This window comes from Aromatoleum sp., assembly GCF_036675785.1.
GTDB lineage: Bacteria > Pseudomonadota > Gammaproteobacteria > Burkholderiales > Rhodocyclaceae > Aromatoleum.
Genome location: NZ_JAKFEF010000066.1, coordinates 54171 through 69123, shown reverse-complemented (window position 1 = coordinate 69123; position 14953 = coordinate 54171). Strand labels below are relative to the sequence as shown.

Below are 14953 nucleotides of genomic sequence, written 5' to 3'. Positions count from 1 at the left end.
CTTGCGCCACATCGGCGGGCGGTGCTGTATTCTCCGGGTGTTTTCCCTACCATCCACTCCGCCATGATCGTATTCGGCATCGCCGGCTGGTCCGGCTCGGGCAAGACCACACTTATCGAAAAGCTGATCCCGCAGTTCACCGAGCGGGGGCTGAGCGTTTCGGTCATCAAGCACGCGCACCACGGTTTCGATCTCGACCGGCCCGGCAAGGATTCCTTTCGCCACCGCGACGCCGGCGCGACACAGGTTCTGATGCTGTCGAACGACCGCTGGGCGCTGATGCACGAATTGCGGGGGGCAGCCGAGCCGACACTCGACGAGCAGCTGCGCCTGCTCGCGCCGTGCGACGTCGTGCTGGTCGAAGGATTCAAGGCGGCGCCGGTGCCGAAGATCGAGGTGCATCGGCCGTCCCACGGCAAGCCGCCGTTGTGGCAGGAAAACCCCCACGTCGTCGCGGTCGCGACCGACGATGACGTCGATTGCCCGCTGCCGCGCCTGCCCCTGAACGACGGCGCGGCGATCGTCGACTTCATTCTCGAGTACGCGCGAAAGTCATGAACCCGAATATGCTCACCTTCGACGAAGCCTTCGCGATGCTGACGGCCAACGCGCGGCCGTTGCGCGAAATCGAAATGGCCGACACCTTCGTCGCGCACGGGCGGGTCCTCGCGGCCGACCTCGTCTCGCCGGTGTCGGTCCCCGCGCTCGATACGTCGATGATGGATGGTTACGCGCTACGCGTCGCCGACGTCCCGGCGACGGGCACCCGGCTTTCCGTGTCGCAGCGCATTCCCGCCGGACGGGTCGGGCATGCGCTCGAGCCGGGGACCGCCGCGCGCATTTTCACCGGCGCGCCCCTGCCTCTGGGCGCCGATGCCGTCGTGATGCAGGAGCTCTGCGAGCACGCGGGCGACACGGTGATCGTCAATCATCTGCCACGGGTTGCCGAGGCCGTGCGGCTCGCCGGCAGCGAGATCGCGTGCGGCGATGCGGTGCTCACCGCAGGCAGCCGCTTGCGCCCGCAGCAGCTGGGACTCGCGGCCTCGGTCGGCGTCGCGCAACTGCCTGTGTTGCGGCGCATGCGCGTCGCGCTGTTTTCGACCGGCGACGAGCTTGTGATGCCCGGGCAGCCGCTACCGCCGGGAGGCGTCTACAATTCGAACCGCTTCCAGCTGCGCGCGCTGCTGCAGCAACTCGGCTGCGAAGTCACCGACTTCGGCATCGTGCCCGACCGAATCGATGCGACGCGCGCGATGCTTCGCGACGCGGCCGAGGGACACGACCTGATCCTCACGAGCGGCGGGGTCTCGGTCGGCGAGGAGGACCACGTGAAGCCCGCGGTAGAGGCTGAAGGCTCGCTCGACCTGTGGAAGATCGCGATGAAGCCCGGCAAACCGCTCGCCTACGGGCGCGTCGGCGCAGCGGCATTCATCGGCTTGCCGGGCAATCCGGTATCGAGCTTCGTGACCTTCCTGCTGATGGTGCGGCCGTTCATCCTCGCGACGCAGGGCGTGAAGGACGTGCAGCCGCACGCGCTGGCATTGCGGGCTGAATTCGACTGGCCGCGCTCGGACCGCCGGCGGGAATTCCTTCGCGCGCGCACGAACGACGCGGGCGGAGTGGAGATTTACGAGCACCAAGGCGCCGCGGCGTTGTCTTCCATCGTGTGGGCCGATGGCCTCGTCGACGTGCCGGCCGACCAGCCGGTCGCTCGCGGCGACACGGTCCGGTTTCTGCCCTATGGCGAATTGTTATTCTGAGTCATGAACATAAAAGTCTTGTATTTTGCGTCGCTCCGGGACGCCGTCGGGCGCGCCGAAGAGTCGCTCGAGCTGCCTTCGGGGATCTCCACCGTTGCCGATCTGCGGGCATTCCTCGCCGACCGCGGTGACAATTGGAGTGCCCTCGGCACGGGGCGCAACATCCGTGCCGCCCGCAACCAGCGCATGGCCGGCCCGTCCGAGCCCGTTTCGCCCGGCGACGAAATCGCTTTCTTCCCCCCGGTAACCGGAGGTTGAGATGTCGGTGAGTGTGCAGCAGGCGGACTTCGACGTCGGCGCCGAAATCGAGGCGCTGTCGCATGGCCGCGGCGACGTCGGTGCGGTCGCGAGCTTCGTCGGTCTCGTGCGTGACGCGAGTGACGGCGCGGGCATTTCGGCGATGACGCTGGAGCATTACCCGGGGATGACCGAGCGTGCGCTCGAGGAAATCGTCGCGGAAGCGCGGGTACGCTGGCAGCTCGCCGACGTTCGCGTGATCCACCGCTACGGACGGCTCGAGCCGGGTAATCAGATCGTGTTCGTCGGGGTCGCGGGCGCGCATCGCGGCGAGGCCTTCGAGGCCTGCGAGTTCATCATGGATTACCTCAAGACCCGGGCGCCGTTCTGGAAGCTCGAGGAGACGCCCCAAGGCGCCCGCTGGGTCGATGCTCGCGACAGCGACGACAGCGCGGCCTCGCGCTGGGAGTAGCCGGAAAAATCCGGCCCGGCTTGAGAACTGCGGTTCGCGCAACCGACGCGCGCGAGCAGCCGAGCTTCTGTCGGCCCCGGTCTCGACCGCATCTGTGCCGAAAAAATTACGGCGCCCCTGGGCGCCGTAATTGCTGAAGCGGTCTTGCCGCTTACTTCTTGCCTTTCGGCGCTCCGGGCTGCGCGAACAACTGGAACGCTTCGGACGAAGCCTGCGCCATCTGCTCGAAAGCCGCGCGGGTCGTGTCCATCGCAGTCTGCAGCGCGGTCATCGCGTTCTGGTCGGTGATCGGCATCCCGGTGAACATCTTCTGCATCGACTCGAACACGTCCTTGCCGCCGGTCGATAGCTGTTCGCCGACCATTTTCCCGACTTCGGTCTGGGTACGGCTCGCGAGTTCGGCCATTTCGCGAACGCACGCAAGCATCTTCTCGGCCGTGCTTTGCGCGTACTGGGCGCGCAATTCGATCGCTTCCTTCGGGTCCTTCACGCCCGACAATGCCTTGACGTTTTCCACCCCTTCCTCGAAGAGGCTCTTGGCCGTGGCGACCTGCAGTTCCATCAGGCGCTGCGAGTTCTCGATCGACATCTGCGCGAGGCGCATTGCCGTTGCAAGGTTCTTTTTCTGAAGTTCGTTGAACTGATTCTGATTATTGGCCATCTCTTCCTCCAAGCACGTTTTTCGAATATTGATTTGCGGCTTTTCTTACGCCGTTCATTGTCCGTGTCTGCCCCGCTTCCCTCTCCTCAGACCATAGCACATGAGAATGCGTACAAGGGATTAAGACAAGCAAATGATGAGTATGTGAGCGGGGAGGGCTGCCTCCACGAACACCGACTGGCTGATCTTTGGAACGCATGGGCTGCTGCTCCCTTGCTCGCCGCAGCCCTGTTGAATTCGTCCGATGGGTCCCCCATATTGAGTGCAATCGTTCATTCCGCAAGGATTCCTCATGCGTTTCGACAAGCTTACGACCAAGTTCCAGCAGGCCCTCTCGGATGCGCAGAGCATCGCGCTGGGCAACGACCAGCAATTCATCGAGCCGCAGCATCTGTTGCTGGCGATGCTCAACCAGGAGGACAGCGGAACGGTGTCGCTGTTGCAGCGCGCCGGCGTCAATGTGCCGCCGCTGAAAACCGCGCTTGACCGCGCCCTGTCGCGTCTGCCGAAGGTCGAGGGGCATGGCGGCGAAGTCCAGATTGGGCGCGATCTGGCCAACCTGCTCAATCTCGCGGACCGCGAGGCGCAAAAGCGCGGCGACCAGTTCATCGCGAGCGAGATGTTTCTGCTGGTGCTCGCCGATGACAAAGGCGAGACGGGGCGCCTCGTGAAGGAGCACGGCTTGTCGCGCAAACCGCTCGAAACGGCGATCACGGCGGTGCGCGGCGGCGGCGGTGTCGACACCCAGGAAGCCGAAGGCCAGCGCGAAGCGCTGAACAAGTACTGTCTCGACCTGACCGAGCGTGCGCGCTCCGGAAAGCTCGATCCGGTGATCGGCCGCGACGACGAGATCCGCCGCGCGATCCAGATCCTGCAGCGGCGCACTAAGAACAACCCGGTGCTGATCGGCGAGCCCGGCGTCGGCAAGACGGCGATCGTCGAGGGGCTCGCGCAGCGTATCGTCAACGACGAAGTGCCCGAGACGCTGAAGGGCAAGCGCGTGCTGTCGCTCGACATGGCGGCGCTGCTCGCCGGCGCGAAGTACCGCGGCGAGTTCGAGGAGCGGCTGAAGGCGGTGCTGAAGGAGATCGCGCAGGAGGAAGGGCGCATCATCGTCTTCATCGACGAACTGCACACGATGGTCGGCGCCGGCAAGGCCGAAGGCGCGATCGACGCCGGCAACATGCTGAAGCCCGCGCTCGCCCGCGGCGAACTGCACTGCATCGGTGCGACGACGCTCGACGAATACCGCAAGTACATCGAGAAGGACGCGGCGCTCGAACGACGCTTCCAGAAGGTGCTCGTCGATGAGCCGAGCGTCGAGGCGACGATCGCGATCCTCCGCGGCCTGCAGGAGAAATACGAGATCCACCACGGCGTCGATATCACCGACCCGGCGATCGTTGCCGCGGCGGAACTGTCGCACCGTTACATCACCGACCGCTTCCTTCCCGACAAGGCGATCGACCTGATCGACGAGGCGGCGGCGCGGATCAAGATGGAGATCGACTCCAAGCCCGAGGTCATGGACCGCCTCGACCGTCGCATGATCCAGCTCAAAATCGAGCGCGAAGCCGTCAAGAAGGAAAAGGACGAGGCCTCGCAGAAGCGCCTGCAGCTGATCGAGGATGAGCTCACCAAGCTGCAGCGCGAGTACAACGATCTCGACGAGATCTGGAAGGCAGAGAAATCCAAGGTCACCGGCGCTGCCCACCTCAAGGAGGAAATCGACCAACTGCGTGCGCAAATGGCCGAGATGCAGCGCAAGGGGCAGTACGACAAGCTCGCCGAGCTGCAATACGGCAAGCTGCCGCAACTCGAGGCGCAGCTGAACCTGGCCGAGCAGGGGGGTGAGTCGGGCACGCCCAACAAGCTTCTGCGCACGCAGGTCGGCACCGAGGAGATCGCCGAAGTCGTCTCGCGTGCGACCGGCATTCCCGTCAGTAAGATGATGCAGGGCGAGCGCGAAAAGCTGCTGAAGATGGAAGACCGGCTGCACCAGCGCGTGGTGGGCCAGGACGAGGCGGTACGGCTCGTCGCCGACGCGATCCGCCGCTCGCGCGCCGGGCTGTCTGACGAGAACCGCCCATACGGCAGCTTCCTGTTCCTCGGGCCGACCGGCGTCGGCAAGACCGAGTTGTGCAAGACGCTGGCCGAATTCCTGTTCGACTCGCAGGACCACCTGATCCGCGTCGACATGAGCGAGTTCATGGAAAAGCACTCCGTCGCGCGGCTGATCGGCGCGCCCCCGGGCTACGTCGGCTACGAGGAGGGCGGCTACCTGACCGAGCAGGTGCGCCGCAAGCCGTATTCGGTGATCCTGTTCGACGAAGTCGAGAAGGCGCACCCGGATGTCTTCAACGTGCTGCTGCAAGTGCTCGACGACGGCCGGATGACCGACGGGCAGGGCCGCACGGTGGACTTCAAGAACACCGTGATCGTCATGACGTCGAACCTCGGCAGCCAGATGATCCAGCAGATGAGCGGAGACGATTACCAGGTCATCAAGCTCGCGGTGATGGCGGAGGTCAAGACGTATTTCCGGCCCGAGTTCATCAACCGGATCGATGAGGTCGTCGTGTTCCACGCGCTCGACGAGAAGCAGATCGCGGGCATCGCCCGGATCCAGCTGCAATACCTCGAGAAGCGGCTCGCGCGGCTCGACATGGGGCTGGAGGTTTCGGATCTCGCGCTTGCCGAACTCGCGAAAGCGGGCTTCGACCCGGTGTTCGGCGCGCGGCCATTGAAGCGCGCGATCCAGGAGCACATCGAGAATCCGCTCGCGAAGGCGATTCTCGACGGTCAGTTCGCGGCGAAGGACAAGGTTCACGTCGATGTCGAAGGCGGGCGGATCGTGTTCGCGAAAGGCGAGTGAGGACGGGGGGCGGGCATCGCGCCGCCGCGCCGGGAGACCGTTGCGCCTCCCGGCGCTTCTTTTGAAGCCGTCCGAAAACCTGGCTCCGCTTCCCCCTGTCCGGGGCGCGGCCGCGTGATTCTGGCCTGCATGCCGGCACGATGCGATAATGCCGCGCTTGTCCCAGCCGCGGCCGGGACGCACTCATCCCAGTTTTCCACGGAAAAACACGATGTTCGAGGCAGTCCGCAACAATAAGCGCATCGCACAGTTCATTCTTGCGCTGCTGATCATTCCCTTCGCCTTTTTCGGCATGGACGCCTATTTCACCGACGGTCCCAGCGGTAACGAGATCGCGACGGTCGGCGGGTCGAAGATTTCCGTGGTCGAGTTCGATCAGGCGCTGCGCGACCAGCAGGACCGGGTCCGCCAGGCCATGGGCGGCGCGGTCGATCGCTCGCTGCTCGACTCCGAGGCGGTGCGGCGTTCGGTGGTCGAAAACCTCGTCAATCAGCGCCTGCTCGCGCTTTTCGCGGCCGACAACTACATGACGGTGAGACCGCAGCAACTGCAGCAGGTCATCGCCGAAGTGCCGGCCTTCCAGACCGACGGACGCTTTGCGCTCGACCGTTACGAAGCGGCGCTGCGCGCGCAGGGAATGTCTCCGGCCTCGTTCGAAGCGCGTCTCGCGCAGGATCTGCGTATCCAGCAGCTCGCGCTCGCGGTCGGAGAGTCGGCGTTCGCTCCCCGGACTTCCGCGCAGCGCTTCCTCGCGGCTCAGCTCGAGGAGCGGAACATTCGCGAGATGGCGTTCACGCCCGCGCGCTTCCTCGTGGACGTGAAACTCGGCGAAGACGCGGCGAAGCAGTATTACGAGGCGAATCCGGCGCGTTTCGAGCGCCCGTCGAGGGTGCAGGCCGAGTACGTCGTGTTCGACGAGGGCGCGGTGGGCAAGCAGGTGTCGGTGTCGGACGACGAGATCCGCCAGTATTACGAGGCGAACGCGGCGCGCTTCAGCCAACCGGAAGAGCGCAACGCACGCCACATCCTGATCACGGTCGCCGACGGCGCGCCGGAGGACGAAGTGGCGAAGGCGCGCGCGAAGGGGGAGGCCATTCTCGCGCAACTGCGCGAGAACCCGACGCGATTCGCGGAGCTGGCGAAGGCCGAATCGCAGGATCCGGGTTCGGCGGCGCAGGGCGGCGACCTCGGCTTCTTCGGCCGCGGTGCGATGGTGAAGGCATTCGAGGATGCCGCGTTCGCGCTCGAAAAGGGCCAGATCAGCGACGCCGTCCGCTCCGACTTCGGTTTCCACATCATCCAGGTCATCGACATCAAGCCGGCGAGCGCGCGCCCGCTCGAACAGGTCAAGGGCGAAATCGCGGAAGAACTCAAGCGGCAGTCGGCCAGCCGGCGCTTCGCCGAGCTTGCGGAGCAGTTCTCGAACCTGGTGTACGAGCAGCCGGACAGCCTGAAGCCCGCGGCGGAGGAGCTGCAACTCGAAATCCACCGCACGGACTGGATCACGCGTGCGGACGGCAGTGTTGGCGAGTTCGACAACGAAAAACTGCTGAACGCACTGTTCTCGCCGGAATCCATCGAGAAGCGCCGCAACGTCGAAGCGACCGAGGTTGGGCGCGGAAAACTCGTGTCCGCGCGGGTCACGGATTTCCAGCCGGCGCAGCGCTTGCCGTTCGAACAGGTGAAGGGCGATATCGAACAGCAGCTGCGAACGGAAGATGCGGCGAAGCTCGCCGCCGCGCGCGGCAAGGAAGCGCTGGCCGCGCTCGCGAAGGGCGAGGAAGCACCCGGGGAATGGAGCGAAGTGCGGACCCTGAAGCGCGGGGCGTCACTCGCGCCCGCTGCGGTCGACGCGATTTTCAGCGCGCCCTCCGGCAAGCTGCCCGCGCATGTCGGCGTCCCGATGCCCGACGGGAATTACTCCGTGTTCCGGATCGAGAACGTGAATCGGCCGGAAGTCGCGAAGGACGACCCGCGGATGGCGGCGGTGATGCAGCAATACGAGCGGCTGATCGGCGAACGCGATTTCAGCGCGTTCCTCGCGTCGCTGCGGGAGCGGTACGAAGTCGAGATCAACGAGGCGGTCGTCAAGGGCCAGGGCCAGACGCAGTAAGCGCGCGCTCCGGCCGCCCCGATAATAAAAAAGCCCGATCGGCTCGATCGGGCTTTTTTGTGTCTCGAGGGCCGGGCTTGGTCAGAGGCCGCCTCGCCCTGCGGGCCGGCAGGCCGGCCGTCGCGCGAGCGCGACGGCTTCGAAGCTCAGCCTTGTTCCGCGTTGCCGAGCGCGGTCGTGTTGAAGCCGCCGTCGACGTACATGATCTCCCCGGTCATGCCGCTCGCGAGGTCCGAGCACAGGAACGCAGCGGCGTTGCCCACTTCGTCGATCGTCACGTTGCGACGCAACGGCGCGTTGTGTTCGTTGAACGACAGCAGCTTGCTGAAGCTCCCGATGCCCGACGCGGCGAGAGTCTTGATCGGTCCGGCGGAAATCGCATTGACGCGCGTGCCCTCGGGTCCGAGGCACACCGCGAGATAGCGGACCGACGCTTCGAGGCTCGCCTTCGCGAGACCCATGATGTTGTAGTTCGGCATCGTGCGGACCGCGCCGAGGTAGGACATCGTCAGCAGCGCGCCCCTGCGGCCTTCCATCATCGGGCGCGCCGCTTTCGCTAGCAGCGGAAAACTGCATGCGCTGACTTCCTGCGAGATGCGGAACGCATCACGCGAGAAGCCGTCGAGGAAATCGCCTTCGAGCGCGTCGCTCGGGGCGAACGCAATGGAATGCACGAGCCCGTCGAGGCCGTCCCATTTCTGTCCCAGTTGTTCGAACAGCCCGGCAATTTCCGCATCGTTTTGCACGTCGCAGGAAAAAAGGAGATCCGAGCCGAATTCGGCTGCCATTTTGGCCACGCGTTCCTGAAAGCGCTCGTTCTGAAACGTGAAGGCAAGTTCGGCGCCTTCACGGTGCATGGCCTTCGCGATGCCATACGAAATCGAGCGGTTGCTGAGCAGTCCGGTGATCAGAATGCGTTTGCCGGCTAGAAAGCCCATTTTCGGTAATGCTCCGTCTTGTTGATCGGCGGATTATAGCTGATGGGTCGGCTGTTCTACCGGCTTCGCAGAGGGTGGGGTGAGCTACGGTCCGGGCGGCGAGACGACTGCGGGATGCGCGGAAAACCGGACGATTGCGAGCGACATCGTGCAAAGCAGCGTCAGCGTGAGCAGCTCGCCGCCGTCCTCGAGAATCGTGAGAACCGTCTGGAAGCCGCTGACGTACCGCTGCACGACCGCGTGCACCAGATCCATGCCGACGGCGAAGAAGAGCAGGATCGCGAACGCGAGAAGGATGGCTTCGGCGTGGCGTCGGCTTGTTGGGTCGCTTCGCCGATAGGCGGCGAGGATCGCCAGCATCGGAACGGATCCGAGCAGGGACCAGCCGATGAGTCCGCCGGCCGACTGCGACACGCCAATGGTCGCGGCGAGATAACGGCCCGTCGCTTCGTGCAGGGCCAGCGAATCGTCGAGCGCGCAGATCGCGAACAGCAGCGCGAGCGCGAGGTAGACGATCTGCCGGCCCATCGAATACGCGGCGACAAAGAGCACGGTCAGGAAGATTTCCTTCGCGTAACCGTAAATCTCCGGGTAGCTGCCGTCCACGAACGAGAACTTCACGTTGCCATGGAATAGGCTGTCTCGCATCCCGTAGTGTTCGGCGAACGCATAGGTGACGAACACCGCGATGAACGCGAGGTCCACGACGAGCAACGCGCCCAGGAATCGACGACCCGTTCTTTCGGTCGGACGCCCCAGGGAGAGCAACTCGCGGACGATTGCCTGCGCACGGGACGACGGCGCCGGTGTGACGGCCGGGAGCGGCGCTTCGGTCGCCACCTGTGATCCGAGCGCCATTTCGGGACCGGAGGGGGGGCCGGGGATTCGAGCCGGCGCAGCTGACGAGCCTGAAGAGCCGTGCATTTTCTGATTCCCCGGAGACGGTGAAAGAGCGATACCCGCGGTATCGAAGCGACCTCTGTCACCTGCTTGGAACAATTCTGGCAAATGCCCTCCGGTCTGCAAGCATCGCCCTCCCCGGGGCGGGCGAAATTTGTCGCAAAGTGCTTCGCGGGTCCGCGATCTGGTCGCCCTTTTCGCATTCGTTCGCCTTTCGCCCGCGGCGGCGTACGGCGGGATTTTTCACGCCCGGGGAGATGCGCTCGCTACGGGGACGGAGTCCGCCGTGATCCCGCCCGCTCCTGCGGTGGCAATGCTGCGCGCGACCCGGGGGCCAGCAGGTAGAATTCGGCCATGTTCCTGCGCGCCTTCCTGCTGCTGATGTCATGCGTCTTCCTCGCCGCCTGCGGTGATGCCTGGAACAGCCCTTATCCGGCGTCCGAGCGCGGACAGAACATGATGTATACCGCGTTCACCGACCGGCCGAAGCACCTCGATCCGGTCCAGTCCTACAGCGAGGACGAGGCCGCCTTCCTATACCAGATCTACGAGCCGCCGCTGCAGTATCACTATCTGAAGCGGCCCTACGTGCTCGTTCCCGGCAGCGCGGAGGCGATGCCGACCGTGCGCCGTTACGGGGCGAACGGCAAGGAGTTGCCCGCCGACGCGCCCTCTGCGCAGGCCGTGCGATCGGTGTACGAGATCCGCATCAGGGCGGGCATCCTCTATCAGCCCCACCCGGCGTTCGCGCAGCGCGCCGACGGGAGGCCGCGTTACCTCGATCTGCCGCCCGGTGAACTCGACGACGTCCGCGTGCTCGGCGACTTTCCCGAGACCGGCACACGCGAGCTCGAGGCGCGCGATTTCGTCTACCAGATCAAGCGCCTTGCGCATCCGCGCCTGCATTCGCCGATTTTCGAGCTGATGGCCGAGTACATCCCCGGGCTGAAGACGCTGCAGGCCCGGCTCGCGGACGAAGCCGGGCGTAACCCCGGCGAATGGATCGATCTCGATGCGTTCGAACTGCCGGGCGTCGAGCTCGTCGACCGCCACACCTACCGCATCGCGCTGAAGGGCGCGTATCCGCAGTTCCTCTACTGGCTGTCGATGCCCTTCTTCGCACCGGTGCCGCGCGAGGCCGACCGTTTCTTCGGCCAGCCGGGGATGGCCGAGCGCAATCTCGTGCTGGACTGGTGGCCGATCGGCACCGGCCCGTTCATGCTCGCCGAGAACAACCCGAACGCGCGCATGGTGCTCGTCCGGAATCCGAACTACCGCGGCGACACCTTTCCGTGCGAGGGTGAAGCCGGCGACGCGGCCGCGGGATTGTTGGAGGATTGCGGCAAGCCGATGCCCTTCCTCGACAAGGTCGTGTTCTCACGCGAGCGCGAGGGGATCCCGTACTGGAACAAGTTCCTGCAGGGCTATTACGATGCGTCCGGGGTGTCGTCGGAGAACTTCGACCAAGCGGTGAACATGAGCAGCACCGGCGAGGTCCTGCTGTCGGACGAGATGACCGAGCAGGGTATCGAGCTCTTGACCTCGGTGTCGCCGTCGGTGTTCTACCTCGGTTTCAACATGCTCGACCCGATCGTCGGCGGCGGCGACACGCAGGCCGGACGCGAGCGCGCGCGCAAGCTGCGGCAGGGGATCTCGATCGCACTCGACATGGAGGAGTTCGTGTCGATCTTCCTCAACGGCCGAGGCGTTCCGGCGATGCATCCGATTCCCCCGGGAATTTTCGGCGCCCGCGACGGCGAGGCGGGGATCAACCCGGTCGTCTATGAATGGCGCGATGGCAAGGCGGTCCGGCGGAGCAAGGACGTCGCGCGGCGCCTCCTCACGGAGGCCGGCTATCCGAACGGTCGTGACGCGAAGACCGGCGAGCCGCTCGTGATCCACCTCGACACGACGCCCGGCGGGCTCGGCGACAAGGCGCGCTCGGACTGGCTCGCGAAGCAGTTCCGAGAGCTCGGCGTGCAGTTCGTCGTCCGCCCGACCGACTACAACCGCTTCCAGGACAAGATCCGCGAAGGCAACGCGCAGTTCTTCTTCTTCGGCTGGAACGCGGACTATCCCGACCCGGAAAACATGCTGTTCCTGCTGCATGGCGCGCAGGCGAAGGTCAAGGAATCCGGGCAGAACGCCGCGAATTACGTCAACCCCGAATACGACCGTCTGTTCGAACAGATGAAGGGGATGCCCGACGGCGTCGAGCGGCAGCGCATCATCGACCGCATGATCGCGATGCTGCAGTACGACGCGCCGTGGGTGTTCGGCTTCCACCCGAAAGCGTATTCGCTGCAGCACGGCTGGGTGATGAACCGCAAGCCGGGCAGCATGGTGCGGAACACGCTGAAATACCAGCGGATCGATCTCGAACGGCGGCAAGCCCTGCGCAAGGAATGGAACAAGCCCGTCGTCTGGCCGCTCGCCGTCGTGGTGCTGCTGCTCGTCGCAATCATTGCGCCCGCCGTCGTGCACTACCGCCGGCGCGAGCGCGCGACCGGCGTCGGAAGCGTCTGATGTTCGCGTACATCGTCCGTCGCCTGCTCTATGCGCTGCCGATCCTGATCGGGGTGAACCTCATCACATTCGCGCTGTTCTTCGTCGTCAATTCGCCCGACGACATGGCGCGGATGCAGCTCGGGGTCAAGCGCGTCACCCCCGAAGCAATCGAACGCTGGAAGGCCGAGCGCGGATATGACCGGCCGCTGTTCGTCAACACGCGGGCGGACGGCGCGGAAAAGCTCACCGACACGATTTTTTTCGAGAAATCGCTGCGGATGTTCGCGTTCGATTTCGGTCGCGCCGACGACGGTCGCGACATCGCGCAGGAAATCCGCGATCGCATGGGGCCGTCGCTCGCGATCGCGCTGCCGACCTTCGTGCTCGGGCTCTTCGTGTCGGTGTCGTTCGCGCTGATGCTGGTGTTTTTCCGCGCGAGCTACCTCGATTTCTGGGGCGTCGTGGTGTGCGTCGCCATGATGTCGATCTCGAGCCTGTTCTACATCATCGGCGGGCAATGGCTCGTGTCGAAGCTGTGGGCGTTGGTGCCGATCTCCGGTTATTCGCCGGGGCTCGACGCCGCGCGCTTCCTGGTGCTGCCGGTCGTCATCAGCGTCGTCGCCGGCATCGGCTCCAGCGCGCGCTGGTACCGCACGATCTTCCTCGAGGAGATTTCAAAGGACTACGTACGCACCGCGCGCGCGAAGGGGCTCTCGGAGCTTGTCGTGCTGTTCCGTCACGTGCTGAAGAACGCGATGATCCCGATCCTGACCGGCGTCGTCGTCGTGATTCCGCTGCTCTTCATGGGGAGCCTACTCGTCGAGTCGTTCTTCGGCATTCCGGGGCTAGGCAGCTACACGATCGACGCGATCAACGCGCAGGACTTCGCGGTGGTGCGCGCGATGGTATTCATCGGCTCGGTGCTGTACATCGTCGGGCTGCTGCTGACCGACATTTCCTACACGCTCGTCGATCCGCGCGTGAGGCTGGAGTAGCCGCATGGACTTCCGCTTCGTCCTGCTATGGACCGACGCGCTGTTTTTCCTGCTGCTCGCGATCGGGCTGGCGGCGATCGTGCACGTGCGCCGCAGCGAGCCGTTGCGGGCTGCGTGGCGCAAAGTGGGCAGCCGCGCGACCGGCATGTCGGCGGCCACGGTCCTGCTCGCGTTTCTCGCGATCGGTATCGCGGACAGCCTGCATTACCGTCCGATGCTGGCACCCGTCGGAACGGGCGGAGTCGTCCCCTCGTCGGCCGCGGATTCGGCCGCGTATTCCTCGGAAGTCCTCAGCGCCCTCGATGCCTTGCTCGCGCCGTTGCGCTTGCGCGTCGAAAAGACATACTCCGCGCCGTTCGCCGCCGAGTTGTATGCGCGTGAAACGCTCGAACTTCCCGGAGGCGGGCAGGAGAGGATCTACCCGCGTCTCGCATACGGCGCGGCGCATCTGGACGATCCGGCGAACCAGCTGCCGCAGGATGTCCGGCAGCGCTTCGTCGGCGGCGCGGCGGCGGCCCTCGCGCTGTGGCTGCTTGCCGTGGTCGTCGTGATTCTCGGCGTTGCCCGGGGCAGCGCACGAGGCGTGCGCGACGCGGCGACGGCCGTGCTGCGCGGCGAGACGGTTCTCGCATGGCGCGCGGCGCTCGTCACGCTCGGGGCGATCCTGCTCGTCGCCGGCACGGCGGTCGCGCTCGGCGCGCACTACCACGTGTTCGGCACCGACAAGGTTGGCCAGGATGTCCTCTACCTATCGCTGAAAAGCGTGCGCACCGCGCTGCTGATCGGCACGCTGACGACGCTGGTGATGCTGCCGTTCGCGATCGCGCTCGGGATCATGGCGGGCTACCTCGGTGGCTGGGTCGACGACGTGATCCAGTATCTGTACACCGTGCTCAACGCGATCCCGGGCGTGCTGCTGATCGCGGCGGCCGTCCTGATGATGCAGGTCGTCATCGACACGCACCCGGAATGGTTCTCGACGGCGGCCGAGCGCTCGGACGCGCGGCTGCTCGCGCTGTGCCTGATCCTCGGCATCACGAGCTGGACCGGCCTGTGCCGGCTGCTGCGCGGCGAGACGCTGAAGCTGCGCGAGCTCGACTACGTGCTCGCGGCGCGCGCGTTCGGCGTCGGCACCGCGGCTATCCTGCGTCGCCACGTGATGCCGAACGTGATGCACATCGTGCTGATCGCGCTGGTGATGGATTTCTCCGGCCTCGTGCTCGCGGAGGCGGTGCTGTCCTACGTCGGCATCGGCGTCGATCCGAGCACGATCAGCTTCGGCACGATGATCAACATGGCCCGCGCGGAGCTCGCGCGCGAGCCGATGGTGTGGTGGTCGCTCGCCGCCGCGTTCGTGTTCATGTTCGTGCTCGTGCTGTCGGCGAACCTCTTCGCCGACGTCGTGCGCGACGCGTTCGATCCGCGGCGCGGATAGCGGTTGGCCGATCCGGCTCGGAGGAGCCCGGGAACGCGGTTTGCTGAAATCTCTCCCCG

12 protein-coding genes are annotated in these 14953 nt (G+C 65.4%); 9 read left to right on the top strand and 3 right to left on the bottom strand.

Annotated features, from left to right (window positions below; all coding sequences use genetic code 11):
• Positions 1–63 precede the first annotated feature (63 nt).
• From mobB to moaE, 4 genes are read left to right on the top strand one after another with little or no spacing between them, the layout of a single operon-like run.
• A complete protein-coding gene (gene mobB / locus V6M37_RS13895; RefSeq protein ID WP_332674234.1) occupies positions 64–558 on the top strand; it encodes a molybdopterin-guanine dinucleotide biosynthesis protein B in 495 nt (164 codons plus the stop codon).
• A complete protein-coding gene (locus V6M37_RS13890; RefSeq protein WP_332674233.1) occupies positions 555–1760 on the top strand; it encodes a molybdopterin molybdotransferase MoeA in 1206 nt (401 codons plus the stop codon). The genes mobB and V6M37_RS13890 overlap by 4 nt, the downstream gene beginning before the upstream one ends.
• Positions 1761–1763: 3 nt before the next feature.
• Complete coding sequence (gene moaD, locus V6M37_RS13885) at positions 1764–2018, top strand: molybdopterin converting factor subunit 1 (RefSeq protein WP_332674232.1); 255 nt, start codon at positions 1764–1766, stop codon at positions 2016–2018.
• A gap of 1 nt (position 2019) precedes the next feature.
• Complete coding sequence (gene moaE, locus V6M37_RS13880) at positions 2020–2469, top strand: molybdopterin synthase catalytic subunit MoaE (RefSeq protein WP_332674231.1); 450 nt, start codon at positions 2020–2022, stop codon at positions 2467–2469.
• Positions 2470–2620: 151 nt separating this feature from the next.
• Here the strand turns inward: moaE and V6M37_RS13875 are convergent, their stop codons facing one another.
• Positions 2621–3130 (bottom strand): phasin family protein, encoded by a 510-nt coding sequence (locus V6M37_RS13875; protein ID WP_332674230.1) that lies wholly within the window; start codon positions 3128–3130, stop codon positions 2621–2623.
• A 292-nt stretch (positions 3131–3422) separates the two neighbouring features.
• Here V6M37_RS13875 and clpB point away from each other — a divergent pair, with 292 nt between their 5' ends.
• Positions 3423–6005, top strand: coding sequence for an ATP-dependent chaperone ClpB (clpB, locus tag V6M37_RS13870; RefSeq protein ID WP_332674229.1), 2583 nt, complete (start codon positions 3423–3425; stop codon positions 6003–6005).
• Positions 6006–6216: 211 nt separating this feature from the next.
• Positions 6217–8118 carry a SurA N-terminal domain-containing protein gene (locus V6M37_RS13865; protein WP_332674228.1) on the top strand — a complete coding sequence of 634 codons (1902 nt, stop codon included), beginning with the start codon at positions 6217–6219 and terminating at the stop codon, positions 8116–8118.
• A 146-nt stretch (positions 8119–8264) separates the two neighbouring features.
• Here the strand turns inward: V6M37_RS13865 and V6M37_RS13860 are convergent, their stop codons facing one another.
• Both V6M37_RS13860 and V6M37_RS13855 read right to left on the bottom strand, forming a co-directional pair.
• Positions 8265–9056 (bottom strand): enoyl-ACP reductase FabI, encoded by a 792-nt coding sequence (locus V6M37_RS13860; protein WP_332674227.1) that lies wholly within the window; start codon positions 9054–9056, stop codon positions 8265–8267.
• A gap of 84 nt (positions 9057–9140) precedes the next feature.
• Positions 9141–9896, bottom strand: a complete 756-nt coding sequence (locus V6M37_RS13855) for a hypothetical protein (RefSeq protein ID WP_332674225.1) — start codon at positions 9894–9896, stop codon at positions 9141–9143.
• A gap of 414 nt (positions 9897–10310) precedes the next feature.
• On the opposite strand from V6M37_RS13855, the gene V6M37_RS13850 reads away from it, so the two are divergent.
• Genes V6M37_RS13850 through V6M37_RS13840 form a run of 3 tightly spaced genes read left to right on the top strand, consistent with a single transcriptional unit; the run spans position 10311 to position 14894 of the window.
• The gene (locus V6M37_RS13850) at positions 10311–12482 is read left to right on the top strand and encodes an ABC transporter substrate-binding protein (RefSeq protein ID WP_332674222.1); all 2172 of its coding nucleotides are present in this window, start codon (positions 10311–10313) and stop codon (positions 12480–12482) included.
• Complete coding sequence (locus tag V6M37_RS13845) at positions 12482–13459, top strand: ABC transporter permease (RefSeq protein WP_332674220.1); 978 nt, start codon at positions 12482–12484, stop codon at positions 13457–13459. The genes V6M37_RS13850 and V6M37_RS13845 overlap by 1 nt, the downstream gene beginning before the upstream one ends.
• 4 nt (positions 13460–13463) lie before the next feature.
• Positions 13464–14894 carry an ABC transporter permease gene (locus V6M37_RS13840; protein ID WP_332674218.1) on the top strand — a complete coding sequence of 477 codons (1431 nt, stop codon included), beginning with the start codon at positions 13464–13466 and terminating at the stop codon, positions 14892–14894.
• Positions 14895–14953: the final 59 nt, after the last annotated feature.